Source organism: Faecalibacterium sp. 9 (assembly GCF_048320955.1).
Classification (GTDB): domain Bacteria; phylum Bacillota; class Clostridia; order Oscillospirales; family Ruminococcaceae; genus Faecalibacterium; species Faecalibacterium wellingii.
This window is the reverse complement of record NZ_JBLWGB010000001.1, coordinates 1,316,724-1,343,077: the sequence shown is the minus strand read 5'-3', so window position 1 is coordinate 1,343,077 and position 26,354 is coordinate 1,316,724. Positions and strand designations below refer to the sequence as shown.

The 26,354-nt window shown below is 57.4% G+C and carries 22 protein-coding genes and 6 tRNA genes; 14 read left to right on the top strand and 14 right to left on the bottom strand.

The features are described from left to right. Positions 1-2: 2 nt before the first annotated feature. The 8 genes from nusA to ACKXF9_RS06380 all read right to left on the bottom strand — a co-directional run bounded on the left by nusA (position 3) and on the right by ACKXF9_RS06380 (position 10,816). On the bottom strand, positions 3-1,109 hold the full coding sequence (gene nusA, locus ACKXF9_RS06415) for a transcription termination factor NusA (RefSeq protein WP_249238183.1): 1,107 nt from the start codon (positions 1,107-1,109) through the stop codon (positions 3-5). A 38-nt stretch (positions 1,110-1,147) separates the two neighbouring features. Beyond that, positions 1,148-1,633, bottom strand: coding sequence for a ribosome maturation factor RimP (gene rimP, locus ACKXF9_RS06410; RefSeq protein WP_418265606.1), 486 nt, complete (start codon positions 1,631-1,633; stop codon positions 1,148-1,150). A 137-nt stretch (positions 1,634-1,770) separates the two neighbouring features. Continuing rightward, a complete protein-coding gene (locus tag ACKXF9_RS06405) occupies positions 1,771-3,012 on the bottom strand; it encodes an aminopeptidase (protein ID WP_418265605.1) in 1,242 nt (413 codons plus the stop codon). 506 nt (positions 3,013-3,518) lie between these two features. Next, positions 3,519-4,940: a glycine--tRNA ligase gene (locus ACKXF9_RS06400; protein ID WP_097773884.1), complete on the bottom strand. Its 1,422-nt coding sequence runs from the start codon at positions 4,938-4,940 to the stop codon at positions 3,519-3,521. Between the two features lie 182 nt (positions 4,941-5,122). Next, a complete protein-coding gene (rlmH, locus tag ACKXF9_RS06395; RefSeq protein WP_044954166.1) occupies positions 5,123-5,608 on the bottom strand; it encodes a 23S rRNA (pseudouridine(1915)-N(3))-methyltransferase RlmH in 486 nt (161 codons plus the stop codon). 495 nt (positions 5,609-6,103) lie between these two features. After that, on the bottom strand, positions 6,104-8,353 hold the full coding sequence (locus ACKXF9_RS06390; RefSeq protein ID WP_418265604.1) for a DNA gyrase subunit A: 2,250 nt from the start codon (positions 8,351-8,353) through the stop codon (positions 6,104-6,106). A 292-nt stretch (positions 8,354-8,645) separates the two neighbouring features. Next, positions 8,646-10,637, bottom strand: a complete 1,992-nt coding sequence (locus ACKXF9_RS06385) for a DNA gyrase/topoisomerase IV subunit B (protein ID WP_418265603.1) — start codon at positions 10,635-10,637, stop codon at positions 8,646-8,648. A 26-nt stretch (positions 10,638-10,663) separates the two neighbouring features. Beyond that, positions 10,664-10,816: a hypothetical protein gene (locus ACKXF9_RS06380; RefSeq protein ID WP_348584719.1), complete on the bottom strand. Its 153-nt coding sequence runs from the start codon at positions 10,814-10,816 to the stop codon at positions 10,664-10,666. A 149-nt stretch (positions 10,817-10,965) separates the two neighbouring features. Between ACKXF9_RS06380 and ACKXF9_RS06375 the strand changes: the two genes are divergently transcribed. From ACKXF9_RS06375 to ACKXF9_RS06355, 5 genes are all read left to right on the top strand, one after another. Beyond that, a tRNA-Phe gene (locus tag ACKXF9_RS06375) sits at positions 10,966-11,041 on the top strand. Positions 11,042-11,072: 31 nt separating this feature from the next. Then, positions 11,073-11,148, top strand: a tRNA-Gly gene (locus tag ACKXF9_RS06370). Positions 11,149-11,177: 29 nt separating this feature from the next. After that, positions 11,178-11,254: transfer RNA gene (locus tag ACKXF9_RS06365), tRNA-Asp, on the top strand. 86 nt (positions 11,255-11,340) lie between these two features. Further along, positions 11,341-11,416: transfer RNA gene (locus ACKXF9_RS06360), tRNA-Gly, on the top strand. A gap of 28 nt (positions 11,417-11,444) precedes the next feature. Continuing rightward, positions 11,445-11,519: transfer RNA gene (locus ACKXF9_RS06355), tRNA-Cys, on the top strand. 415 nt (positions 11,520-11,934) lie between these two features. Here ACKXF9_RS06355 and ACKXF9_RS06350 read toward each other — a convergent pair. After that, entirely contained in the window at positions 11,935-12,417 is a 483-nt protein-coding gene (locus ACKXF9_RS06350; protein WP_418265602.1) for a GNAT family N-acetyltransferase, read from the bottom strand. Between the two features lie 131 nt (positions 12,418-12,548). Here ACKXF9_RS06350 and recG point away from each other — a divergent pair, with 131 nt between their 5' ends. Next, a complete protein-coding gene (gene recG, locus ACKXF9_RS06345) occupies positions 12,549-14,609 on the top strand; it encodes an ATP-dependent DNA helicase RecG (RefSeq protein ID WP_418265601.1) in 2,061 nt (686 codons plus the stop codon). A 68-nt stretch (positions 14,610-14,677) separates the two neighbouring features. Here recG and ACKXF9_RS06340 read toward each other — a convergent pair whose 3' ends face one another. Beyond that, on the bottom strand, positions 14,678-15,370 hold the full coding sequence (locus ACKXF9_RS06340) for a metallophosphoesterase (protein WP_418265600.1): 693 nt from the start codon (positions 15,368-15,370) through the stop codon (positions 14,678-14,680). 175 nt (positions 15,371-15,545) lie between these two features. On the opposite strand from ACKXF9_RS06340, the gene ACKXF9_RS06335 reads away from it, so the two are divergent. Then, complete coding sequence (locus ACKXF9_RS06335; RefSeq protein ID WP_418265599.1) at positions 15,546-16,886, top strand: D-alanyl-D-alanine carboxypeptidase family protein; 1,341 nt, start codon at positions 15,546-15,548, stop codon at positions 16,884-16,886. A gap of 79 nt (positions 16,887-16,965) precedes the next feature. Here ACKXF9_RS06335 and ACKXF9_RS06330 read toward each other — a convergent pair. Then, a tRNA-Gln gene (locus ACKXF9_RS06330) sits at positions 16,966-17,039 on the bottom strand. A 59-nt stretch (positions 17,040-17,098) separates the two neighbouring features. Between ACKXF9_RS06330 and ACKXF9_RS06325 the strand changes: the two genes are divergently transcribed. The 7 genes from ACKXF9_RS06325 to ACKXF9_RS06295 all read left to right on the top strand — a co-directional run bounded on the left by ACKXF9_RS06325 (position 17,099) and on the right by ACKXF9_RS06295 (position 22,460). After that, complete coding sequence (locus tag ACKXF9_RS06325; protein WP_418265598.1) at positions 17,099-17,479, top strand: hypothetical protein; 381 nt, start codon at positions 17,099-17,101, stop codon at positions 17,477-17,479. Positions 17,480-17,597: 118 nt separating this feature from the next. Further along, the gene (locus tag ACKXF9_RS06320) at positions 17,598-18,056 is read left to right on the top strand and encodes an InlB B-repeat-containing protein (protein ID WP_249238175.1); all 459 of its coding nucleotides are present in this window, start codon (positions 17,598-17,600) and stop codon (positions 18,054-18,056) included. A 63-nt stretch (positions 18,057-18,119) separates the two neighbouring features. Beyond that, positions 18,120-18,332 (top strand): hypothetical protein, encoded by a 213-nt coding sequence (locus tag ACKXF9_RS06315; RefSeq protein WP_418265597.1) that lies wholly within the window; start codon positions 18,120-18,122, stop codon positions 18,330-18,332. Between the two features lie 380 nt (positions 18,333-18,712). Then, positions 18,713-19,258: a hypothetical protein gene (locus ACKXF9_RS06310; RefSeq protein ID WP_418265596.1), complete on the top strand. Its 546-nt coding sequence runs from the start codon at positions 18,713-18,715 to the stop codon at positions 19,256-19,258. Further along, entirely contained in the window at positions 19,255-19,845 is a 591-nt protein-coding gene (gene lepB / locus ACKXF9_RS06305) for a signal peptidase I (RefSeq protein ID WP_418265595.1), read from the top strand. Before ACKXF9_RS06310 ends, lepB begins: the two co-directional genes overlap by 4 nt. A 201-nt stretch (positions 19,846-20,046) precedes the next feature. Beyond that, positions 20,047-21,519, top strand: a complete 1,473-nt coding sequence (locus ACKXF9_RS06300) for a SpaH/EbpB family LPXTG-anchored major pilin (protein WP_418265594.1) — start codon at positions 20,047-20,049, stop codon at positions 21,517-21,519. 95 nt (positions 21,520-21,614) lie between these two features. Continuing rightward, positions 21,615-22,460, top strand: a complete 846-nt coding sequence (locus ACKXF9_RS06295; RefSeq protein WP_418265593.1) for a class C sortase — start codon at positions 21,615-21,617, stop codon at positions 22,458-22,460. 127 nt (positions 22,461-22,587) lie between these two features. On the opposite strand, the gene ACKXF9_RS06290 is transcribed toward ACKXF9_RS06295, so the two are convergent. From ACKXF9_RS06290 to ACKXF9_RS06280, 3 genes are all read right to left on the bottom strand, one after another. Beyond that, positions 22,588-24,735, bottom strand: a complete 2,148-nt coding sequence (locus tag ACKXF9_RS06290; RefSeq protein ID WP_339395329.1) for a polyribonucleotide nucleotidyltransferase — start codon at positions 24,733-24,735, stop codon at positions 22,588-22,590. A gap of 197 nt (positions 24,736-24,932) precedes the next feature. Continuing rightward, the gene (gene rpsO / locus ACKXF9_RS06285; RefSeq protein ID WP_005933138.1) at positions 24,933-25,187 is read right to left on the bottom strand and encodes a 30S ribosomal protein S15; all 255 of its coding nucleotides are present in this window, start codon (positions 25,185-25,187) and stop codon (positions 24,933-24,935) included. A gap of 157 nt (positions 25,188-25,344) precedes the next feature. Beyond that, positions 25,345-26,184, bottom strand: coding sequence for a CPBP family intramembrane glutamic endopeptidase (locus ACKXF9_RS06280; RefSeq protein WP_339395330.1), 840 nt, complete (start codon positions 26,182-26,184; stop codon positions 25,345-25,347). Between the last annotated feature and the right edge of the window lie 170 nt (positions 26,185-26,354).

Genomic DNA, 26,354 nt, shown 5'->3' with positions numbered 1-26,354 from the left:
AATTACTCGGCGTCGGTCTCGGCTTCCTTCTTGGGCTCTTCCTCACCGTAGTAGCCGCTCTCGGGGCGGATATCGATGTTGTAGCCGGTCAGACGTGCGCACAGGCGGGCGTTCTGGCCCTTGTTGCCGATGGCAAGGCTCAGCTGCTGGTCGGGCACGGTGACGCGGCAGGAACGGGTCTCGCCGGGCAGCAGCTCCACCTTGACCACCTTGGCAGGGCTCAGGGCTGCGGAGATGAACTCGGAGATATCCTCGCTCCACTTCACGATATCGATCTTCTCGCCGCCCAGCTTCTCGACCACGGCAGCCACGCGGGCGCCGTGCTCACCGATGCAGGCAGAAACAGGGTTGACATTGGGGTCCTTGCTCCACACAGCCATCTTGGTGCGGGCACCGGCCTCGCGGCTGATGGCCTTGACCTCCACAGTGCCGTCAAAGATCTCGGGCACTTCCAGCTCGAACAGGCGCTTGACAAGGCCGGGGTGGGTGCGGCTGATCATGACGCGGGGGCCGCGCTCGGTGCTGACCACGTCCACAACGTAGACCTGCAGGGTCTCGCCCTCGGTATAGACCTCGCCGGGCACCTGCTCGTTGCGGGGCAGGACGGCCTCGCCGCCCTTGCCCAGATCCAGAGCAACGATGCCCTTCTCGGGGTCAACGCGGGTGACGGTGGCCTGCACGATGTCGTGTGCACGGGACTGGATCTCGCTGAGCTGCTGGCTGCGCTCGGCCTCGCGGATACCCTGACGGATGACATGCTTTGCAGTCTGTGCAGCAATGCGGCCAAAGTCCTTGGTCTTGAGCGGGGTGATGATGCGGTCGCCCACCTCGTAGGTCTTGCGGATCTTCTGTGCCTCGGTGATGCCGATCTCAGAATGCTCGTCGTACCAATCCTCATCGGCCACAACGTCCTGGATCAAGGCCACATCAAAGCGGCCTGCGGCGGGGTCGATATCCACCTTCACATGGTCTTCCTCCACCTCATAGTTCTTCTTGACGGCAATGATGATCGCAGCCTTGATCTTCTCGATCAGGTACTCTGCGGTGATGCCGCGCTCATGCTCCAGCATGGAGAGAGCTTCAAAAAATTCATTGTTCGCTGCTGCCATTTTTCGGGTTCCTCCTGTAATTTACTCTCTTATCTATGTTAATCAAACAGGTCTTCATCATCGCACAGGTTCACGCTGGCTGAGGCGTTCACCTCAAAGGTAACAGCGCCTGCATCAGTGTCCACCGTGACGGTGCTGCCCTCGCGGCCTGTCAGGATACCGGCAAACTCGCGCACGCCGTCGGCGTTCGGACGAATGAGCTTTACCCGGACTTTCTGGCCCTTGAGGGCCTCGTAGTGCTCCGGGCGGGTGAGCTTACGGCCAAGGCCGGGGCTGCCAACCTCCAGATAATAGCTCTGGTCGATGGGGTCTGCCTCATCCAGAATGGGGTCCAGCGCATGGGAGACATCCGCGCAGGTGTCCGTATCCATGGTGCCGTCCTTATCGATGAGCACGCGGAGATACCAGTCCGGACCTTCCTTTTCAAAAACCACGTCCCACAGGCGCAGGCCCATGCCCTCCACGGTGGGGCGGACAAGCGCTTCGACTCTCTGGGCGGTGTTGCCGCCAGACTGCTTCGCCATAAAAAACCTCCATACAAACAAGAAACGCGGACCTTGCGGCCCACGTTTCAGGTTAAACTATATCGTACTACTAGAATATACCATACATCCCGCGATTATGCAAGCATTTTCGCAGATTTTTTTCGCCGCAGAGTCTTTTACAGCACCCAGATGCCGTCCCGAAACAGCTCCACGGTGCGGCCATCGCGGCATTTGCCGGTGATATGGCTGTCCTCGGCACCGATCATCACATCCTCATGCAGATGCGACTGGTTCATGCCGCGGGCCAGCAGCTCCTCTTTGGAAAGCGCCGTGCCGCCCTTCGTGGTGCCGGGATAGCTGGCACCAAAGGCGATATGACAGGCGGCGTTCTCGTCAAACAGAGTGCTGTAGAACAGCTTTCCGCTGCGGTTGATGGGGCTGCTTGCAGGCACCAGTGCCACCTCGCCGATGCTGCGGGAGCCCTCATCCCCGTCCAGCAGACGGCCCAGCAGCAGCTGTCCCTGCTCGGCGTGATAGTCCACCACCCGGCCCTTCTCAAAGGTGACGCGGAAGTTCTTGATAAGCTGGCCGTTGAACACATAGGGCTTGGTGCCACAGACGACACCCTCCACCTTATCTTTATGGGGCGCAGTGAATACCTCTTCCGTTGGGATGTTGGGCAGGAATACCACACCCTTTTCACTCTTGCTGGCGGCGCTCTCCCACACAGCCTGATCCGCAAGACCCACGGTCAGGTCGGTGCCGTTGCTGCTTTCAAAATGCACGCTTTCCAGATCCAGCGCATTCATTTTGTCGCGCAGGGCAGAGAGCCGCTCCATATGGGTCTTCCACTCGCACACCGGGTCGCCGCCGGTGACCCGGCAGACGTCAAAGATCAGCTTCCACAAAGCTTCCATGGCAGCGTCTGCGTCCAGCTCCGGGAAGATCTTCTTTGCCCACGGCACGCTGGGCAGGGCCGCAATGGACCACTGCACCCGGTCGTTCATGGTGTATTCCTGCCACTCTTCCATAAAGGCGCGGCGGGCGGCATTTACCCGGCTGATCTTGTTGCCATCCAATCCGGCATACAGCTCCGGGTCGTCCGCAATGAGGTGCAGCACACACACGCCGCCCTCGCTTTCGGCATAGTCGAGATAGCGGCGCAGCTGCCATGGCTTGTGGTCGGTCAGCGCTTCCTCGCTGCCCAGCTCCATGCGGGCGCGGGCCACAGCGTCATCGCTCCAGTTCACCTGCACATCCCGGGCACCGGCTTCGTAGGCGCTGCGCACGCACAGCCGCGCCAGCGGCGCGCCCTCCAGCGGGCAGTTGATGATGAGTGTCTGCCCGGGCTGCGGGTTCACCCCCACCCGGACGATGAAATCGGCATATTTTTTCAGCAGTTCGTCAAAGTTTTCCACGGTAGAACCTCCTGCGGTGTAGAAATCATGTTTTTCTGTTTTTCAGTATACCCGGTACAAGCCGTTCTGTCCAGTAAAAAGAAAACAGACCCCTCCTGCTGTTGAAAAAGCAGGAAACGTCTGTTATACTGTCTTTTGAGAGTGCTGTCTACATACGGCAGGCGGTCTATGCCTTTTCGGCCCTGCGTCGGGAAGGCGAACATTTTTGTCGTACCCCGACGCTTTGCAGCGAAGGGGGTGATGCTTCATGACGCTTTTAGAAACTCTGGCTCTGCTCACATTGCTTGCAACCGTGAGCTTTGGCATTTTCGATATCGCGTGGAAGATCTTCAATAACAAAAAATGACCGCCCTCAGCGTCCAAACCTGAGCGGTCATCTTTTGATTATCGCGCCGGAAAGGTACTGACCGTTTGCCAGACAGCACTTTCTTTATTTGTATTATAGCACAGCCCCGCCGAAATTGCAACGGCGGGGCTGTTTTTTATCGCCTGAAAGCGAATTTTTCTCAGAACTCGATCTTGCTCTCGATATAAGCTTTCAGCTCGGAGATGGGCATACGCACCTGCTCCATGGTGTCGCGGTCGCGGACGGTGACGCAGTTGTCGGCGGCAATGCCCTTGGCCTCGTCGCCCACGGTATCAAAGTCCACGGTGATGCAGTACGGGGTGCCGATCTCGTCCTCGCGGCGGTAACGCTTGCCGATGGAACCGGTATCGTCGTAATCCACCATGAAGTACTTGCTCAGCTCGTTGCGGATCTCCATGGCCTTCTCGCCCAGCTTCTTGCTCAGGGGCAGCACGGCGCACTTGTAGGGAGCCAGAGCCGGATGCAGATGCAGCACGGTGCGGATATCCTCCTTGCCCTTGCTGTCGGTCAGGTGCTCCTCGTCGTAGGCCTCGCACAGGAAGGCCAGCGCCACACGGTCGCAGCCCAGAGAGGGCTCGATGACGTAGGGGATGTAGTGCTCGTTGGTCTCGCTGTCGAAGTACTCCAGGCTCTTGCCGGAAGCCTCCTGATGGCGGGTCAGGTCGTAGTTGGTACGGTCTGCAATGCCCCACAGCTCACCCCAGTCGGTGAACGGGAAGGCGTACTCGATATCGGTGGTAGCGCGGCTGTAGAAAGCCAGCTCTGCAGGCTCGTGGTCACGCAGGCGCAGATGCTCCTTCTTGATGCCAAGGCTCAGCAGCCAGTTCTCGCAGTAGTCCTTCCAGTAAGCGAACCATTCCAGATCGGTGCCGGGCTTGCAGAAGAACTCGCACTCCATCTGCTCGAACTCGCGGGTGCGGAAGGTGAAGTTGCCCGGGGTGATCTCATTGCGGAAGGCCTTACCCACCTGACACACGCCGAAGGGCAGCTTGCGGCGGGTGGTGCGCTGGATGTTGGCAAAGTTGACGAAGATGCCCTGTGCGGTCTCGGGACGCAGATAGCAGGTGGAAGAGCTGTCCTCGGTAACACCGATGGCGGTCTTGAACATCAGGTTGAACTTGCGGATGGGGGTGAAGTCATGCTTGCCGCAGACGGGGCAGACGATGTCCTCATGCTCTGCGATGAAGGCATCCATCTCGTCAAAGCTCATGGCATCCACATTCACCTCGGGGTGCTCCTCACCGATCAGCTTGTCGGCGCGGTGGCGTGCCTTGCAGGCGCGGCAGTCCAGCAGGGGGTCCGAGAAGCTGGACACATGGCCGGTGGTCACCCAGGTCTGGGGGTTCATGATGATGGCCGCATCCAGACCCACATTATAGGGGCTCTCCTGCACGAATTTCTTCAGCCATGCCTTTTTGACATTGTTCTTGAACTCGACGCCCAGCGGGCCGTAGTCCCAGCTGTTGGCCAGACCGCCGTAGATCTCGGAACCGGGGAACACATAACCACGGTTCTTGCAGAGATTGACGATCATATCAAGGGTCTTTTCGCTCTGTTCCATTGTAGTACATCCTTTCCGTCCGCGGCTGGTTTGCCGTGTCGTTGTTGTATCGTTCCGGCAGCTTTCCCCACTGCCGGGCGTGCTTTTCAAAGGGAAAGCACAGTATCTTTACTGTACCATGTTTTGCGCCGCTTGTAAAGCCGAAAACCGGCCTGCTTTGGGGAACAGACCGGTTTTTGCTCTTATTTATGGTATTTCATTCCTGCATTGATGGTGCAGGCACGGTAGATCTGTTCCGTGAGCACAAGGCGGGCCAGCTGGTGGGGCATGGTGATGCGGCCCATGCTGAACTTGAGGGCCGCAGCCTTTTTCACCTCATCGGACAGGCCGTGGGACGAACCGATCACAAAGGCCACGTCCCCTGCCCCGCTGTTCGCGCGGTCGGCAAGGAACTGCGCCAGCTCGTCGGAGGAGATCTGCCTGCCCTCGATGCACATGGCCACGATGGCAGCGCCCTTGCGCACGTTGGACAGGATGGCTTTGCCCTCCTTGTCCAGCGCCTTTTTCACCACGGCATCGGAGGCGTTCTTCTCCTCGATCTTCTCTTCCGGCAGTTCGATGATGCGGAAGGACGCGAAGGCGGCAAGGCGCTTCTGGTACTCCGCTACGCCCTCGGCGAAATATTTGGCATTCAGCTTGCCCACACAGATCAGGTCGATGTTTTGCATTGCAGTTTCCTCTTTTATATCGAAACGATTTAAAATTGTCTCCGCTTCGCTCTGGACGAGTTGTGGCACCCAGCGTCTGCTACGGCCCTTGAGCGGGCCTTGCATCCTGCTGGCCACGGCCCCAACAGCTCCTCCCTGCATTCCCTCTTTTGTCGCTATGCGACATCTTCCCCCGGCCGGGGGAAGTCTTTGGCCGCAGGCCGCAGTCGTCGCCGTTGCAATAACAGCGGAAATTCCATTTTTATTTTCGTGTTTGTCGCGGCCTGCGGGCCGCTCCAAACACATTTTCACGGGTGGGGTCGCTGCCGGAAAATGCATTTTCCGCTGCGCGACGACTACAAGTCGACAGCAGCAAGATGCCGTTTGCCGTTGCAGCCTTTCTTGTGAAAAGGCAAATTGGAAAAATCCGCAGATTTTTCCAATTTGCAATCATTAAAATCAACTTCCGCTGAGAATGGCAGAGCGAAGCGGAGCCATTTCGCAATAAAAAACGTTTTACAGCAGGCTCATCTGCTCGCCCTCGTCCTCGGCGCGAATCAGCGCACCGGTGGCGGGCAGGCTGCGCACCCGGTAGCGGTGGGGGTTCGCCAGCTCCAGCGTGTCCGCTGGCACCACCGAAGCGATGGTCTGGTTCTTTTTCAGTGTGACCACCGCCACGCCCTGACTGTCGCGGGTGGCCTTTGCGGCGATCTGCGCCGTGCCCACCAGCAGCATCCGGCTGGCACTGGTGCGGATGGCAAGCTCGGTCTCCTCCGGCAGGAACAGCAGCGTTGCCAGCGGCTCCTTGTCGCAGTAGGCCTTGAGCAGCTTGCGGCGGTTCTGCTTGGTGGCGTAGGAGCTGAGGGGGATTTTCGCGCACTTACCGCTGGCAAAGAAGAACAACATAAAACCGCTGTAGTCGCCGGTGATGACCATGCTCAGCACATTTTCGCCCTCATCCATGCCCAGACGGCCCGGGATGAAAATGCCCATCTGGGCCACCTTGCCGTCCTCCAGCTCAGCCAGACGCACCTTGTACACCTGCTGCTTGTCGGTAAAGAACAGCGCCTCCACATTGTTGCGGGTCTCTACCTGCTGGATGATCTCGTCCCCCTCTTTCAGCTTGTGGGCACCGGCGGTGCGCAGGCTCTGGGGCGGGATCTTCTTGAAGTAGCCCTCCCGGGTAAAGAACACGGTCACGGGATAATCCGGCACAGCCTCCTCCTCGGCAGAGCCGTCCTCCTCCGGCAGGTCGTACAAAATCTCGCTGCGGCGGGGCTGGCCGTATTTCTTCGCTACATCGTTCAGTTCATTGATGATGATGCGGCGAATGCGGGCGGGCTTTGCCAGCACATCGTTCAGGTCGGCGATGTCCTTTTCCAGCTGTTCGATCTCACCGGTGCGCTTGAGGATGTATTCCCGGTTCAGATGGCGCAGCTTGATCTCCGCCACATAGTCGGCCTGCACCTCGTCGATGCCAAAGCCGATCATCAGGTTGGGCACCACCTCGGTCTCTTCCTCGGTGGTGCGGATAATTTTGATTGCCTTGTCGATATCCAGCAGGATGGCGGCAAGACCCTGCAGCAGGTGCAGCCGCTTTTCCTTGCCGTGCAGGTCATAATAAGTGCGGCGGCGCACGCACTCCACGCGGAAGGCCGTCCACTCCTTCAAAATTTCGCGCACGCCCATGACCCGGGGCTGACCGGACACCAGAATGTTGAAGTTTGCGCTGAAACTGTCCTCCAGCGGGGTGGCCTTGAACAGCTTCGCCATCAGCTTGTCAGCGTCCACACCGCGCTTGAGGTCCAGCGTCAGCTTCAGGCCGTTCAGGTCGGTCTCGTCACGCATGTCGCTGATTTCCTTGACCTTGCCGGTCTTGACCAGCTCTGCGATCTTGTCCATAATGGCCTCCACCGTGGTGGTGGGCGGGATCTGGGTCACCTCGATCATGTTTTCGCCGGGCACCACATTGTAGCGGGCACGCACCTTCACGCTGCCGCGGCCGTTCTCGTAAATTTCACGCATCTGCGCTTCATCGTACAGGATCTGGCCGCCGCCCACAAAGTCCGGGGCAGGCATGGTGGTGGAGATGTCGTGCTTTTCATCCTTCATCAGGGCCACGGTGGTGGCGCACAGCTCTGCCAGATTGAAGGAGCAGATGTTGCAGGCCATGCCCACCGCGATGCCCAGTGTATTGTTGGCCAGAATGGTGGGGAAGGTGACCGGCAGCAGGGTAGGCTCGGTGGTGGTGCTGTCGTAGTTGGGCACAAAGTCCACGGTCTCCTTGTCGATATCCCGGAACAGCTCCTCGCACACATCCTCGAGCTTCGCCTCCGTGTAACGGGCAGCAGCGTAGGACATATCGCGGCTGTAGGCCTTGCCGAAGTTGCCCTTGCTGTCCACAAAGGGCACCAGCAGGCTCTCGTTGCCGCGGCCCATGCGCACCATGGTGTCGTAGATGGCGGCATCGCCGTGGGGGTTCAGGTGCATGGTGCTGCCCACGATGTTGGCAGACTTGGTGCGTGCGCCCTTGAGCAGGCCCATCTCGTACATGGTGTACAGCAGCTTGCGGTGCGCCGGCTTGAAGCCGTCGATCTCCGGCAGTGCGCGGCTGACGATGACGCTCATGGCGTAGGGCATATAGTTGGTTTCCAGCGTGCGGGTGATGGGGTCCTCCAGCACGCTGCCCGCGTTCAGAATTTCAACGCCGTCGCCCAGCTGCGGGCGCACCGGCTTTATAGCTTTCTTGGTCGATTTTCTAGGCATCTTCTAACCTCTTGACGATTTTAAATGGGCGCCGCTCTCGCTCTGCCCATATTCAGCGGAAAATATTTTTTATTTTTGCAGCTCTGGATGGCCTGCGGGCCATCCTGAGCTGCTCTTTCACCGATGGAGCCGTTCCGGTTTTCTGCATTTTTCCCTTAAAATGCCGTGACCCGTTGGGGCCTTCTTCGTGAAAACGTGATTTGGAGCAGCCCGCAAGCTGCGACAAATCACCAAATTAAAATAACGTTACCTCTGTCATTGCCAGAGCGCAAGCGGAGGCAATTTAAAATCATCAGCTCACGTCCAGATCGTCCAGATACTCTGCGCCGTGCTGCGCAATGTGTTCCTTGCGGCCTGCAAGGTTATCACCCAGCAGGATGTCGAACACCTGCGCGGTCTGCACCACATCGGTGGGCATCACTTTAATAAGACGGCGGCTTTCCGGGTTCATGGTGGTCAGCCACATCATCTCGGGGTCGTTCTCGCCCAGACCTTTGGAGCGCTGGATGGTATATTTTTTCTCCCCGATCTCTTCCAGAAAAGCGGCCTTTTCCGGTTCGGTATAGGCAAAATAGGTGCGTTCCTTCGTGGTGATCTCGTACAAAGGCGACTCGGCGATATACACATAGCCCTTCTCGATCAGGGTCGGCGTCAGGCGGTAGAGCATGGTGAGCACCAGCGTGCGGATCTGGTAGCCGTCCACATCGGCATCGGTACAAATGACGATCTTATTGAACCGCAGGTTGTCGAGGTTGAAGGTCGCCAGCTCCTTGTTGTGCTTGCCGCCCAGCTCCACGCCGCAGCCCATCACCTTGATGAGGTCCACGATGACGTCCGACTTGAAGATGCGGGCATAGTCCGCCTTCAGGCAGTTCAGGATTTTGCCGCGGATGGGCATGATGGCCTGATACTCGCTGTCCCGGCTGGACTTGACCGCACCCATAGCGGAATCGCCCTCCACGATGTACAGCTCCCGGCGGGAGGCATCCTTGGTGCGGCAGTCCACGAACTTCTGCACCCGGTTGGCAAGGTCGATCTGGGTGGACAGCGTCTTTTTGATGCTCTGGCGCGTTTTTTCAGCATGTTCGCGGCTTTGTTTATTCACCAGCACCTGCTGGCAGATCTTCTGGGCCTCCTCCGGTTTTTCCAGAAAATACACTTCCAGATAGTGCTTGAGAAAGTCGGTCATGGCCTGCGAGACGAATTTGTTGGTGATGGCCTTTTTGGTCTGGTTCTCGTAGCTGGTGCGGGTGGAAAAGCTGGAGGACACATACACCAGACAGTCCTGCACGTCCTGAAAACTGATGGCGCTCTCGCCCTTTTTGTACAGATTCTTTTCCTTCAGGTACTTGTTGATCTGGTAGACAAAGGCGGTGCGCACCGCGTGCTCCGGGCTGCCGCCGTGCTCCAGCCAGGAGGAGTTGTGGTAGTATTCCAGCAGCTGCACCTTATTGGAAAAGCAGAAGGCGGCGCTCATGCGCACCTTATAGTCCGGCTGGTCCTCGCGGTCCCGGCCCACAGCCTCGCTCTCGCAGCTGAACACCGGGGTCAGGGTGTCCTCCCCGGCGGTTTCGGCTACATAGTCCGCAATGCCGTTCTGGTAGCACCAGCTCTCCTTCCAGGGCTTGCCGGTGGCAGGGTCTTTTTCCTTTTCATCAGTAAAGTTGAGGGTAAGTCCCGCGTTGACCACGGCCTGACGGCGCAGCACATCCTTATAGTAGCTGCCGGGCACATCGATGTCGGTGAACACCTCATCGTCCGGCTTCCAGTGGATGATGCTGCCGGTGCGGCGGCCCTTGTATTCCTCTTTGTGCAGGCCGCCCACGTTCTCGCCCTTTTTAAAATCAAGGTGGTAGTGGTATCCGTCACGGTAGATATCCGCCGTCATCCACGCAGAAGCATACTGAGTAGCACACAGACCCAGACCATTCAGGCCAAGGCTGAACTCATAGTTATCCTCGCCTTCGCCGTACTTGCCGCCTGCATACATCTCACAGAACAGCAGCTCCCAGTTGTAGCGGCCTTCGCCGTTGTTCCAGTCCACAGGCATGCCGCGGCCAAAGTCCTCCACGATGACGCTGCCGTCCTTGCAGCGGGTGACGTTGATGGTGTCGCCGTGGCCGTCGCGGGCTTCATCGATGGAGTTGGACACGATCTCAAAGATGGAGTGGGCACAGCCCTCCACGCCGTCCGAACCAAAGATGACCGCCGGGCGCTTGCGCACACGGTCGGCACCTTTCAGAGAAGTGATGCTCTCGTTGCCATATTCCTGTTTTTTTGCCATGCTGCTCCTCCCGGCCCCGCTCTCTTTTAAAAACCGGAGCCGTCTTGCTTCAAATCAAAACGCCTTTGCTCTTTTTGCTTATATATAAGTATACGCAAGAGTAAAGAGCAAAAGCGCCTGTGTTCTTTTTCTATTATTAAACCATAGGTTGTTAATCTTGTCAAATGTTCTTTGCGCATCCTTTTGATCTCCTTTCTGTTCAAAAAAGTCGTTCTTATTTTGTGCGATAAAGCGACCAAAATCAAGAAAGTTTTAATTTTCTTGAAAAAATTTGAATTTACCCCTTTACAAAATCGAAATTTCAGGTATAATAATCATCGTCCGGTGCGCCTCTGTAGCTCAGTCGGTAGAGCAGGGGACTGAAAATCCCCGTGTCATTGGTTCGATTCCGATCGGAGGCACCAGTCAAGGAAACCCAGCAGGGTTTCCGAATATGCGGCCGTAGCTCATCTGGTAGAGCGCCACCTTGCCAAGGTGGAGGTAGCGAGTTCGAGCCTCGTCGGCCGCTCCATAACGGAGCAGCAAAAGTTGCTCCAATATGGCCCGGTAGCTCAGTTGGTTAGAGCACCAGCCTGTCACGCTGGGGGTCGTCGGTTCGAGCCCGATCCGGGTCGCCACCAAGAAAGCGCAAGCTTTCACCTACTTTGAAACTTGTTTTCAGGGCATCAGAAATGATGGGTGCAAGGTAAAATGCACCGAATATGCGGCCGTAGCTCATCTGGTAGAGCGCCACCTTGCCAAGGTGGAGGTAGCGAGTTCGAGCCTCGTCGGCCGCTCCAATGGAGTGGTATTCATCACTCCCTATATGGTGACGTGGCCAAGTGGTAAGGCAAGGGTCTGCAAAACCCTCATCCACCAGTTCAAATCTGGTCGTCACCTCCAAAAAAATCCCGGAAGCTTCAGCTTCCGGGATTTTTTGTTTTGCGCTGTTCCTGCCGGGGGCAAGGCCTGTGACTGTTCAACCCACCTGTGTATCATAGGGATTTTTGAACAGTAGCCCTTGCCGGGGAGTGGGACGATTTAAAATGTGCTCCACTGCGCTCTGCACATATTCAGCGGAATGATTATTTTTATTTCGCGTTTGTCGCGCTCTGCGGAGCGCTCCAAACGCTATTTTCACAGAAGGGCTGCAATGATTAAAAGTGCGGTCTGAATTGCAAATGCCGTTTTCCTCCACGACCCCTCCCGTGAAAAGGGGATTCAGAAAAGCCCGCAGGCTTTTCTGAATCCCGAATAAAAAAACTAATTCCGCTATTTATGCGCAGAGCGCACGCGGCGCGCATTCCAAACCGTTCTCTCAGAACCGCAGCCGCATCTGATACCACACCACCCCGCCGTGGGTAGAGCCGGAAACGCCCTCGTTCACAAAGCCGAACTTGGCGTAATAGTGCAAAAGCTTTTCCTTGCAGGTCAGCACCAGCCCCCTGCGCCCCTGTGCGCGGGCATCTGCAATGGCCCGCTGCAGCAGCAGCCCGGCGTAGCCTTGGCAGCGGCAGCGCGGGAGGGTGTTCACCCCAAAGATCATCTGCCATGCGCCGTTTTCATCATGCAGGGCGGCATCTGCGTACATCGCATCGGTCAGGTCGGGCGTGTCGGTGCAAAAGCCGTCCACAAAGGCCGCCAGCTGCCCATCCTCAAACAGCAGCCAGAAGTGGTTTGCATAGTGTGCCAGCCGCCCGGCAAATTCCTCTGCCGTGGCAGCCTCCGCTGCCGGAAAACAGGCCGCCTCCACGGCGGCAATGGCAGGCAGGTCATCCATAGTCGAGTTGCGGATCTCCATGGTATCTCCCCTTTTCTTTTTTCTATTCAGTGTACCACAGCCGCCGCGCAAAGGCAAAGACACTTTCCTGTTTGCATCTGTTCCCTGTCCGTGTTACAATGGCTATACTACTATAGAAAGGAGCTGACGCCATGCCCACCGAAAACCATACCACCCTCACCCCGGATACGCCGGTGCGCTACCTGAAGGGCGTCGGCCCCAAGACCGCCGAGCGGTTCGAGAAGCTGGACATCGTGACGCTGGCCGACCTGCTGTGCCACTACCCCCGCAGATATATCGACTTCACAAAGCCCTACTCCATCGCAGAGGCCCCCGCCGATGTGGAATGCGTGGTAAAGGCCGAAGTGTTCGCAAAGCCCGGCGGGCGCATCCTGCCGGGCGGGCGGCGGATGGAGCGCATCACCGCCGGGGACGATGTGTCCAGTCTGGAGATCACATGGTTCAATAACCCCTATGCCGCCCAGAAGCTGCAGCTGGGGCAGGAATACTATTTTCAGGGCATCGTTACCGGCGGGATGCTGCGCCGCCAGATGGTCAACCCGCAGGTGCGCACAGCCGAGCAGATCAAAGCTTCTCCCTTTGAAGCCGTCTACCCCCAGACTGAGGGCCTGACCAGCAATGCCATTGCCAAATGTGTGCGTCAGCTTCTGCCCCACGCAGAGCTGCTGCCCGACCCGCTGCCGCCGGAAATGCTGGCAAAATACCGTCTGCTCTCCAAGGCAGATGCCGTGCGGGCCATCCACTGCCCTGCCACGGAAGAGCAGGCCTATGCCGCCCGGCGGCGGCTCATTTACGAAGAGCTGCTGGTGCTGCAGCTGGGCATTGGCCGGATGAAAAACCGGGGTGCCGCTGCCACCGGTGCCCCCATGCAGCTTGCCGACCCGTCCCCGTTCTGGGCCAGTTTGCCCTTCTCCCCCACCGGTGCCCAGCGCCGGGCCGTGAGCGAGATTCTGGCCGACATGGCGGGTCAGACCTCCATGAACCGCCTTTTGCAGGGCGATGTGGGCAGCGGCAAAACGCTGGTGGCGGCTGCCGCCATCTGGGCGTGCATCCGGGCGGGGTATCAGGCCGCGCTGCTGGCCCCCACCGAAATTTTAGCCGTCCAGCACGCCGAGGGCCTGAACCGGATGCTTGCCCCCTTCGGGATGCGGGTGGCTCTGCTGACCGGCGGCATGAAGGCCGCTGCACGCCGCACCACGCTTGCCGCCATCCGCAACGACGAAGCCGACCTTGTGGTGGGCACCCACGCCATCCTCAGCGAGGGCGTTGAATTTGCCCGGCTGGGTCTTGCCGTGATCGACGAGCAGCACCGCTTTGGGGTGCGGCAGCGCGGGATGCTGGCCGAAAAAGCCGCGAACCCGCATCTGCTGGTGATGAGCGCCACTCCCATCCCCCGCACGCTGGGCCTGCTCATCTACGGCGACCTGGACATCTCCATTCTGGACGAGCTGCCGCCGGGCCGCACACCGGTCAAGACCCGATGCATCACCGGCAAAAAGCGGCGTGACCTCTATCATTTTCTCGATCAGGAGATCGGCAGAGGGCGGCAGGTGTATCTGGTGTGCCCGGCCATTGAGGATGTGCCGGACGGCGGGCTGAACGCCGTCAAGAGCTACTACGAGGACATTGCCAAGGCCCTGCTGCCGGACCGCCGGGTAGGCCTGATGCACGGCAAGCTGAAGCCCAAGGAAAAAGCCGCCGTCATGGAGGACTTCAAGGCCGGGCGTCTGGACGCACTGGTGTCCACCACCGTCATTGAGGTGGGCGTGGATGTGCCCAATGCCAGCGTAATGGTGATTGAAAACGCAGAGCGCTACGGCCTGAGCGCTCTGCACCAGCTGCGCGGCCGCGTGGGACGCGGCGCTGCGGAAAGCTGGTGCTTCCTTGTCAGCGACAACCAAAGCGAAAACGTACAAAAACGGCTGAAATTTTTGTGCAGCACCACGGACGGCTTTGCGGTGGCGCAGTACGATCTGGAGACCCGCGGCCCCGGCGACTTTTTCGGCAGCCGCCAGCACGGTTTGCCCACCCTGCAGATCGCCGACCTGATGAACGACACCCGCACCCTTCACGCCGCCCAGAGCGAGGCCGCCGCCATGCTGGCAGAAGACCCTCTGCTGGAAGCGCCGGAGCACGCGCTGCTGGAACAGCAGGTGCAGCAGATGTTTGAGAAAGCCGGAGCCATGAACTGATCCGGAAGTTTTTGCGCACAAGCTGCAGCAATGCAAAAGCCGCTGCACGGCTGGTGCAGCGGCCCCTGTTATCGAACGGAACGCTTTGCGTGCCGTTCGCCCATGCTTATCACATCGCAGAACACGCAGCGGCTTTTGGTGGAAAGCTGGGTATCCTTATGGTAGCAGCCAAAAAACCACTTGTCGTAGGTCAGCTTCAACAAAATTTTATCCAGAAAACTGTGCAGCTGGTTGTTCTCGCCGCTGGCAAGGGCGGTAAAATCCAAAAATCTGCTTGGCGCATCGTGGGTCAGCACATAATCCACTTTGTAATCGCAGGCTGCAAGGTTCTCCTCACAGAAGGCGTATTCCTCATCCGAGGGCATTTCTTCCTTCCACCAGTTCACGCCGGGTTCCCGGTCCTCCCGGTCCTGACTTTCCGCACCGCCAAAGCACAGATACTTTTTTTCTTCCAGTTCCAGCACGCTGCCGCGGCACACATGGTACACATTGCCGCCCAGTGCCTGCACCTTCCCGCCAAAGCGTTCCTCGGTGGGATACTGCTTCAAAAGATCATAGTTTTCGTGGCTGCCGTCCAGAAACAGCAGGGTATACGGGCGCTTGCGCAGCCAATCCAGCTTTTTCTGTTCCTCCCTGCTGCCGTCCCACACAAAACCAAAATCCCCCAGCACCACCACGGTGTCCCGTTTGCCCAGCCAGCGCAGCTTGCCGTGTTTGAAGCGGTCGATATCGCCGTGGGTGTCCCCTGTCAGATATACCATTCCTGTCCTCCCTGACCGGATGTGAAATCGGCACAATAAGCCTTGTCACACCCCGCCAAACCTGTTATTATAAAGAATACAGCCTTCCGCTGTGATCTCGTTCTTACCCGGCGCACGGCGCTTGTGCCGTGCTGCCTGTTGTTTTATATTATCGCTTTTTAAAGGAATTGTCCACATGAAACGTATTTTTGCACTGGTTTTGTCGTTCGCTGTCCTGTTCAGCTGCCTGCTTCTGCCTGCCGGCGCCATGTTCGACCCCACCCCGGTCTATCAGGTGCAGGCGCAGAGCGCCTACATCGTCAACACCGACACCAACATCATCGTCTACGATAAGGACAGCGCAAAGCAGGTACCGGCCGGCGGCCTGACCAAGTATATGACCCTCGCCCTGCTGCTGACCAATTACGCCGACCATCTAGACGACACCTTCCAGATGCCGTTTGCCATTTCGGATTATGTATACAACACCAACAACGCCGACATGCGTTCCAACGAGACCTTCACCTACCGGGAAGCCGTCTACGCCATGCTGACCCGCAACGCCAACGAAGCCGCCATGGGTCTGGCCTACACCCTTTCCGGCGGCGATCTGGCCGGCTGGGTGAGCCAGATGAACACCCTGTCCCAGCGCATCGGCACCACCGGCAGCACATGGACCGATGCCTGCGGCATCGACAGCGGCAATGTGACCTGCGCCGTGGACATGTACCTGATCCTGCGCTATCTGATGAGCTTCGATGCCTTTGCCGAGATCTCCGGTGCTCCCACCTTTACGATGCCCGCCAAGGAAAAGCACCGGTCGTCCTCCATTCTGGTCAGCCAGAACGCCGCGCTGAGCAAATCCAGCGGCGGCAAATACTACCGCAGCGCCATGCAGGGCGGCATGTGCGATGTGACCGCCTTTAAAAACGACAGCGGCCGCCAGAGCTATGTTTCCTGGGCCAACAAGGACGGTGCAACCTATATTTTCTGCGTGATGCAGAGCCCCGACACCTGCGACGATTTCGGCTACGCCAACCGCCGCCCCGCCCTGTGTGAGACCGTGAAGCTGATGGACTGGGTGTTCGACAGCTTTTCCATTCAGGCCGCGCTGGACACCGACCTTACGCTGGCCGAGATCCCGGTGAAGTATTCCTCCGACACCAGCTCCCTGCAGCTGTACCCCGCCGACAGCATGATGACCCTGCTGCCCTCCACCGGCGACGGCAGCGTGACCCAGAAATATTTTCACCTGCCGGATGCGGTCAGTGCGCCCATCCAGCAGGGCGATGTGGTGGGCACCGTGGAACTGAAGCTGGCCGGTGAGACCATCGGCGTGGTGGACCTGATCGCCGGGCAGGATGTCAGCCTGAACCCGCTGCTGTTCACGGTGGCCCGGTTCCGGGAGTTTCTGGGCAGTCTGTACCTCAAAGTTGTGATAACGCTAAGTATTATCTCTGCTGCAATTTACTTTTTGTGGACGTTCCTGAACGGCTGGAACCGCCGCAAGCCCACCAGAAAGATCCACCGCCGCTGAGTTTTGCACCGTTCAGCTGCACTTTGTGGAAAAAATGATGCAAAAAGCCCCGTCAGCCTTTTCAGGATGACGGGGCTTTTGGTTGCGCCAGCAGGAGTCGAACCTACGATGGGGGAGTCAAAGTCCCCTGCCTTACCGCTTGGCGATGGCGCATCGTGCAAGATATTATACCATATTCTTTGTTTTTCCACAAGGGGAAGGCTCCACTTTTCATGGAAATCAATTTTCCTCTAAAGGCTTCCCCCGGTCGGGGGAAGCTGTCACCGCAGGTGACTGATGAGGGCGCAGGACAGCAGCATTTTACCCTAAGTACCCCTCATCCGGCGCTACGCGCCACCTGCTCCCCCTTTTGTCGCTATGCGACATTTTCCCCCGGTGCGGGGGAAATCTGTCCCCAAGGGGTGAAGGCTTTAGCTCCGGGTCAAGCTGCAAAAGTTGATTTCCGTGTCCACTTTTCCAATTTTGCGGCCATCCTCCGCAGCCTTTTGTGCTGCTTGATTTGTAAAAAAGCGGTTTTTTCATTCCTGCAGCAAAATCCGCTCGATTTGTTGCGCTTTTGTTGCACTCTGTGTGGTAAAAATAAATCTGAATAAACCTCCTCATCCCGACTTTTTCGTCTGCTGCCCTGCGGCGGGGGGACACGAGGTCTGTTCTGGTGTTTCCGCAGTCGGCTGCACCATCCCCCAACTCGTCAGGAAAGTGAGGAGTCCTATGAAAAAGATCCTGAAAATGCTGGTTCTCGGCCTGCTCAGTGCGGCGCTGCTGTGTTGTGCACTGCCCTCCGCCTTTGCTGCAGAGCAAAAGGACGCACAGATCTACACCATTGGTCTGGATGCCATGGGCGGCACCAGCTCTGTTGTTGCCGTTACCACCAACCTGAACGGCAAGCTCAGCGCTCTGCCCGCCCAGCCCACGCTGGACGGCTACACCTTCGATGGCTGGTACACCGAGACGGTGGGCGGCACAAAGGTCACCACTTCAACAGTGTTCACGGGGGATACCACCGTGTATGCCCACTGGACCGTCAAGAGCACCGCCGCTTCCAGCAGCACCAGCACCTCCAAGCCCGCTCAGCCCGAGCAGACGGAACAGGATGACGGCATGACCCTGAGCATCCTTACCGTTGCCGGTGCCCTGCTCACCACGCTGGCCGTGGCTGCCTTTATGTAATGACCTGTTTTCGCTTTACACTTCATCAAACCATCAATCGAAAGGAAGATCCCCATGTCTGTTATGAAACTGCCTGCTAATTACGCCGTCATCAACGAAGAGGAAATGGTCTATCTGGACGGCGGTGCCAGCGACCTGTACAACGACTTCCTGAATGTGGGCAAGGTGTTCAACGCCATCGCCCGCATCTTCTCGGGTGCAAGCTCCATCATCAACAACGTCAACGTGATCTATCAGTCCTTCCTGACCCTGAGCGACCTGCTGAAGGGCTTCTGAGCATCTCCGCGTTTTCTGTAATTTTCAAGAACTGTTCTCATTTAGGGGACAGTTCTTTTTGTTTTCATCCATTCTTTCAATCTTCCGCAGCAGCACTCCATTTATTGGAAAATATTTTTTATGATTTTTGCAGAAAAATGCATAAAACGGCCCTTTTTGTTACGCTTTTGTTGCAGTTTCTGTGATAATATTGTTACACATTCGTGTCAGTGTTGTTGCACATCGTATGCTATTCTATAGGTTGTGCATTTGACTTTTGAATATACGCAGTCCGGTGGAAAGACGGTACCTCAAAACCGCCATTTTCACAACGGAAAATTTGTGTTTGATAACTTTTTTCCGGTCGCTCAGACCATCCTTTTGCGGAGAAACAGACCATTATGCCAGACCGTGAACTGCGGCGGATGCGCCGCGCCGAATTAGTCGAGATCATTCTGGCCCTCAAGCAGACCGAGGACAGGCTCCGGGCAGAGAACGCTGCCCTGTCTGCCCAGCTGCAGGAGCGTCAGATCCATATTGAAAACGCCGGTTCCATCGCGCAGGCCGCGCTGGAGCTGAACAAGGTGTTTGAAGCCGCACAGGCCGCTGCGGACGAGTATGTTGCATCGGTGCGCGCCGCAAACAAAAACACCGATGCCTCAGCCAATGCCCTGCGGGCACAGGCTGAGGCCGAGGCGGAGCAGATCCTTGCGCAGGCCCAGACCGAAGCCGCGAACCTGAAGATTCGCACCCAGAAAGAGTGTGACGAGCAGGCAGAGGCTGCGGCGCGCAGCCGTGCCCAGACCGAGGCCGACTGCAAAGCCATGCTTGCGCGGACCCAGCAGGAGATCCAGCAGCGCTGGGCCGCCTTTGACCGCCGCGCCAGCGAGCTGCTGGACGGCTACCACAGCACGGAGTTCCTGCCGGAGGAGCGTGCCGAAAAATGAAAGAACAAAAGATCAAGTTCACGCCCATCCCCTCCACCGCCGAGGTGAAGGCAGAGCGTGACCGGCTGGCTTACCGCCGCCGCTACCTCCGCGTGCTGCGCAGCACGGTGTATGCCCTGCTGGTGGTTGCAGCCGTTGCGGTGCTGTTGGCCACCCTGTTTTTGCCGGTGCTTCAGGTCTCCGGCGACAGCATGAATCCCACCCTGCAGGACAAGGACATCATCCTGCTGGTCAAGACCAGCGACATGAAAACCGGCGACCTGTGCGGTTTTTACTGGCAGAACAAGCTTCTGCTCAAGCGTGTCATCGGCCTGCCGGGCGATGTGATCACGCTGGATGAGGACGGCGTTGTTACCGTGAACGGTCAGACGCTGGACGAGCCTTACGTGGACGAGCTTGCCTTGGGGGAATGCGACATCAAGTTCCCCTATCAGGTGCCGGAAAACCGCTATTTTGTGCTGGGTGACCATCGGGCCACCTCCATCGACAGCCGCAGCAGTGTGATCGGCACGGTGGAAAAAAGCCAGATCGTGGGCAAGGTCTTTCTGAGGGTCTGGCCCTTGTCCGGTTTTTCGCTGATGTCCTAGTCCCGGCGGGGTCGGTATTATTTTGTAACAGCAGACGGCACAGCTATAACGCTTACCGCTCTGGTGTGTTGGGTCTGCAGAGTGTGCAGATGCAGAAGGCAGGGCTGCCCCCTTCTTACGCAGCGGCAAGATCATTCCTGCGCTGTATGCGGACCCGATATAGGAATCAAAAGCAAAATTTGAGAGGAGTTTTTACAAGCGATGAAGAAGACGTTCAAAAAACTCATGGCGGCTCTGCTGGCGGTTGCCCTGCTGTGCGCCATGGCGGTGCCTGCGTTTGCGGCAGAGGGTGCATCCAGCACCGGCAACGGTTCTATTACAATCAATAATGCTGTTGATAATATGCATTACAATTTCTACCGCATTCTGGACATCAGCACTCATACCGGTACCTCCACTTACACTGGTGTCGTTTATAAGGTAAATAATACGTGGAAGGATTTTGTTAGCGACGCTCGCTGGAGCGACTACCTTACCGTAAATGCAGATGACACTGTTTTCGTTAAGGATGCCGCAAAAGCCAACAGTGTATTTGCCGAAGCGTTTGCAAAGGCTGCATACACTTACGCAACTGCCAACACCATTCCCGCTGATTACGCTGATAAGACTCCTGATAGTGATCACAAGGTTACCGTTAATCCTGTTACTCTGGGCTATTATCTGGTTTCCTCTACCGGTTGGGACAAGAGTCAGGAAATTATCTGCTCTCTGGATACTACAAAGCCCAATGCTGTCATTAGTGAAAAGAACGGCAAACCTACTATTGAAAAGAAAATTATCGAAAACAGCACTCCGACTGGTGACAATGATGTTTCCATTGGCGATGTCGTCGCTTTCCAGACGACCGTCAAGGTTGTTGACGGTAACCCGTACAATTACATCGTAACCGATACCATGACCGATGGTCTAACCTTTAATTCTGGAAGTTTGTCCGTTACTGTCAATGGTTCTCCTTTCAGTGGCTATACCACTTCCGACATTACCAATCACGGTTTCACCATTCATTTTAACAATGATGGCGATAAGAGTGTTCTGAACACGAATGATGCCGTTGTCATCACCTATACTGCTACAGTTAACGAAAACGCTGTGATTGCTTCCTCTGGTAATAAGAACGAAGCCCATCTGACCTACGGTAAGGACAGTAAGGATGGCGGCAAGTCCACTACTATCACCTATACTTGGTCTTTTGATTTATTCAAGCACAACAGCGCAAGCGAAGCTCTGGCTGGTGCAGTTTTCCAGGTTCTCAACTCCGATGGCTCTCGGGCTGCATACTTCACCTACGATAGCGAAAAGGCTGTCTATAAGTTTGCTGGTTGGACTACTGTTGACGGCGCTCAGAACACTTTCACCACCACTTCTACCGGTCGAATCAAATTTGATGGTCTGGATTCCGGCACTTATCAGCTGAAGGAGATTACTGCTCCTGAAGGCTACAATCTGTTGAAAAATCCTATCAACTTCACTATTGATGGTCTGAGTGCAGAGCAGGCCGGCACTGTACATTATGACACGAACAAAACTGGTACCATCGACGTTTTGAACAACGCCGGTGCTACCCTGCCCTCCACCGGCGGCATGGGCACCACCCTGTTCTACGTCATCGGCGGCGGCCTGATGGTGGCAGCAGTGGTCCTGCTGGTCACCAAGAAGCGCATGGAGAACAAGTAATTCTTCTCCCCGGAAAATCCTATAGCAACAGGAGATGCGGAGGTCTAGCGGCCTCCGCATCCTTTCCTTAATCTTATAACATTAGGGAGCAGCCCATGAAAAAGAACAAAAGCACCATCATCCTGATCCTCGTCTTTTTCGTGGGTCTATCCGTGATGCTATACCCCACCATCAGCGACTACGTCAACCAGCTGCACCAGACCCGTGCTGTGGCCAACTACGCCGCCGATGTGGATAAACTGTCGGATGCGGATTACACCGCCTATTTTGAAGCGGCCGATGCCTTCAATGCACAGGTCGCCGCAGACCCGGATGCCCTGTATTTTCCGGACCGCTTCCCGTCCTACGAGAGCACGCTGGACGTGACCGGAACCGGCATCATGGGCTATATCACCATTGAAAAGATCGGCGTGGAGCTGCCCATCTACCACGGCACCAGCGATGCTGTGCTGCAGGTGGCCGCCGGTCATCTGGAGGGCACCAGCCTGCCGGTGGGCGGTGCCAGCACCCACGCGGTCATTTCGGCCCACCGGGGCCTGCCCAGCGCCAAGCTGTTCACCAATCTGGATCAGCTGGAGGTGGGCGACACCTTCACCATCACGGTGCTGGACCGGACCCTCACCTACGAGGTGGACAACATTTCCATCGTTCTGCCCACCGAGACCGACAGCCTGAAGGTGTCGGAGGGCAAGGACTACATCACCCTGATGACCTGCACCCCCTACGGCATCAACACCCACCGGCTGCTGGTGCGGGGACGCCGCATCACCACACCGGACAAACTCAAGCACATCCGTGTGACCTCCGACGCCATCAAGATCGAGCCCATCCTCACCGCGCCCATCATGGCGCTGCCCCTGCTTCTGGTGCTGCTGTTCTGGCTGCTGTTCGCTCCCCGCAAACGCAGCTCCGCAAAGGGCAAAACGCACAAAACGCAATGATCAGCCGCTTTTATCCGCGGCTTTGCACGGAATAAGCTCTACAACAAAAAAGCATCTGCAGCCGTAATGACTGCAGATGCTTTTTTTGCCTGTTCAGCGGTCCTCCCGGAGGGAGAGCCGGTTTTGTTTACTGCTGTGCCTGCTGCTCGGCGCGCTTGGCTTCCAGAGCCAGAATGGCGTCGCGGCGGCTCAGGTTGATGCGGCCCTGCTGGTCGATGTCGGTCACCTTGACCACGATGGCATCACCCACGGCCACAACATCCTCCACGCGCTCCACACGCTTAGTGTCCAGCTTGGAGATGTGCACCAGACCTTCCTTGCCCGGTGCGATCTCCACGAAGGCACCAAAGTTCATCAGGCGGGTCACCTTGCCCTTGTAGATGGCACCGATCTCGGGGTCCTCCACAATGGTCTTGATGGTAAAGATGGCGCGCTTTGCGTCCTCCTGATCCACGGCAGAGACGAACACATGGCCGTCCTCCTGCACATCGATCTTGCAGTTGCAGGTGGCGCAGATGTCCTGAATGACCTTGCCGCCCTTGCCGATGACGTCCTTGATCTTATCGGTGGGGATCATCATGCTGAACATCTTGGGTGCATAGCGGCTCAGCTCATGGCGGGGCTCTGCGATCACCGGCTTGATGATCTCGTCCAGAATATACAGACGGCCCTTGCGGCACTTCTCGAAGGCCTCGGCAATGATGTCGTAGGTCAGGCCGTCGATCTTAATGTCCATCTGGATGGCGGTGATGCCCTTGCGGGTGCCGCCCACCTTGAAGTCCATATCGCCGTGGAAGTCCTCCACGCCCTGAATGTCCAGCATGGTCATCCAGCGGTCGCCCTCGGTGATCAGGCCGCAGGAAATGCCGGCAACGGGTGCCTTGATGGGCACGCCTGCGTCCATCAGTGCCAGTGTAGAGCCGCAGATGGATGCCTGAGAGGTGGAGCCGTTGGAAGAGAGCACCTCAGACACGCAGCGGATGGTGTAGGGGAACTCTTCCAGAGAGGGCAGCACCGGCACCAGAGCACGCTCTGCCAGTGCGCCGTGGCCGATCTCGCGGCGGCCGGGGCTGCGCGGTGCGCGGGCCTCGCCCACAGAGTACGGCGGGAAGTTGTAGTGATGGATATAGCGCTTGGTCTGCTCGTCGGTCAGATCGTCCATCAGCTGGTTGTCCTTGGTGCCGCCCAGGGTGCAGGTGGTCAGCACCTGGGTCTGGCCGCGGGTGAACATGCCGGAGCCGTGCACGCGGGGCAGGATGCCCACCTCGGCAGCCAGCGGGCGGATCTCGTTGATGCCGCGGCCGTCCACACGCTTGCCCTCATCCAGCAGCCAGCGGCGCACCACGAACTTCTGCATCTTGTAGCTGACCAGATCCAGATCGGCAGCAGTCAGATCAGGATACTCCTCGGCGATGCGGTCCATGATGGGCAGCAGGGCGGCGTCACGCACGTTCTTGTCGTCGGTGTCCATGGCGGCCTTGAAGTCGTCCAGATACTTGTTCTGGATGGCGTGGAACACGTCCATATCCAGACCCACAACCTGAAAATCGATCTTCGGCTTGCCGCGCTCAGCAACGATCTTGTTGATGAACTCGATGATCTTTTTGATCTCCACGTGAGCGGCCTTGATGGCGTTCAGCATGGTGTCCTCGTCCACCTCGTTGGCACCGGCTTCGATCATCACGATCTTGTCCATGGTGGCGGCAACGGTCAGGGCCAGATCGCTCACCTTGCGCTGTTCCTGCGTGGGGTTCAGCACGATCTCGCCGTCCACCAGACCCACCTGCACGCCGCCGATGGGGCCGTTCCACGGGATGTCGGACACGGCAGTGACCAGAGAGGCACCGATCATACCGGCGATCTCGGGGCTGCAGTCCGGGTCAAGGCTCATCACGGTCATGGTGATGCACACGTCGTTGCGCATTTCCTTGGGGAACAGCGGGCGCATGGGGCGGTCCACCACGCGGCTGGTCAGGATGGCGCGCTCGCCGGGGCGGCCCTCGCGGCGCATAAAGCTGCCGGGGATGCGGCCTGCGGCGTAGAGCTTTTCCTCATACTCCACGTTCAGGGGGAAGAAATCCACGCCCTCGCGGGGCTTGGGGCTCATGACCACGTTGCACATGACGCAGGTCTCGCCGTAGCGGATCAGTGCACTGGCGTTGGACAGGCCGCACATCTTGCCCATTTCTACCTTGAACGGGCGGCCGGCCAGCATGGTCTCGTAGACCTTGAAGTTTTCAAAGGTCTCTTTGCGGGAACCAAATTCAATTGCCATTGTTTTTGCCTCCTTATTTTTGCGGATCTTTTATTCTCCAAAGGCTGCGGCACGCGCATCATAGCAATAAATCCAACGTCCCTGCCTGCAGGCACAGGCGCTCGATTTACTGCTGCAACACGCTGCCGCCGCCATTTGTACAGAAAATATAAAAAGCAAAAGGCAGGCACCTTTGCGGTACCTGCCCTCTGTTTAAATTACTTACGCAGACCCAGAGTTGCGATCAGAGCACGGTAACGCTCGATGTCCTTCTTCTGGAGATAAGCCAGCAGATTGCGGCGGCGGCCAACCATCTTCATCAGGCCGCGGCGGCTGTGGTGATCGTTCGGGTTCTTCTTCAGGTGCTCGTTCAGCTCGTTGATGTGAGCGGTCAGCAGAGCGACCTGGACTTCGGGAGAGCCAGTGTCCTTCTCGGTCAGAGCGACTTTGGCCATAACTTCCTGCTTGTTCATAGTAACATACCTCTTTATAAAATTTTATGTGCCAATGGAACAGCGGCGGGAAACGGCATTCCCAAAAGCGGGCATACTCCCAGCCCCGTACCACGGTAACAGATACAGTATACCAGAACCCTGTGCAAAATGCAAGGATATTTTTTGCATCCTGCCTTTATTTTTTTACGTACTGGTGCCAATACAGCTGCACCTCCGGCAGCTTTTTCCTGCGCAGCAGAAATGCGGTGGGGATCAGGTACAACAGCACCGACAGAAGCATGGAGGCATCGTAGCCGCTCACAGCTTCGGCCACCGTGGTGGTGCCGTACAGCCCGCCGATGAGCATGGAGGAGATATCCATTGCGCCGTGCAGGAACACCGTCACCCAGAGGTTGCCGGTGCGGAAGTAGACTGCGGCAAACAGCGTGCCCAGCGAAGCCGCAAACACGCACTGCATCAGCACGCCGAAAGGTGCCGAGCCCAGAATATTGGTCAGGTGCGCCGCACCAAACAGCACGCCGGACAGCAGGCAGGCCTTCCACACACCGGCACGGCTGGTGCCGAAGTGTTCCAGCAGGGTCTGGGCGATGACGCCCCGGAAGATGAACTCTTCCGCCACGCCCACCATGGCCATGTTGGCCAGAAAGGTGCAGATGCGCACAGCGGGCTGCAGCGTGCCATTCTCCGGCCGGCCCAGCAGCAGCGAACCAAAGGTGTTGTAGCCGATGAATACCAGCGGGTACATGCCCACCAGCAGGCCGTTGAAAAAGCCGCTGCCGCGGCGGCGCAGCAGCCCGGCACGGTCTGTCCGCACCAGAAACAGCACCGCCACCAATGCGCCCACCAGCTCCTGCAGGGTGCTGTAGAGGTATGTATCCAGTGCAGAAAAATCTGCCCGGAGCAGCACCAGCACGATGGTAAAGATCAGGTCGGTGACAAACAGGCTTGCCAGAAAGACCACTTCGGCCAGAACACAGAATACGATCGGGTGCGCAGTGCGCAGTCGTTTGAGCATGAGGTACCCTCCTGAAATGTTGATAGCTCTATTCTAACACACTTTGCCGCAAAACGATATAGCCAACACAAAAAAGCAAGTGCCCCGCATCTCCATCAAAAATTTCCGGTCTTTGATGAAAAGCGCTGCACTTGCTTTGATGTCAGAACAGCAGTTTCCGAACGCCGCAT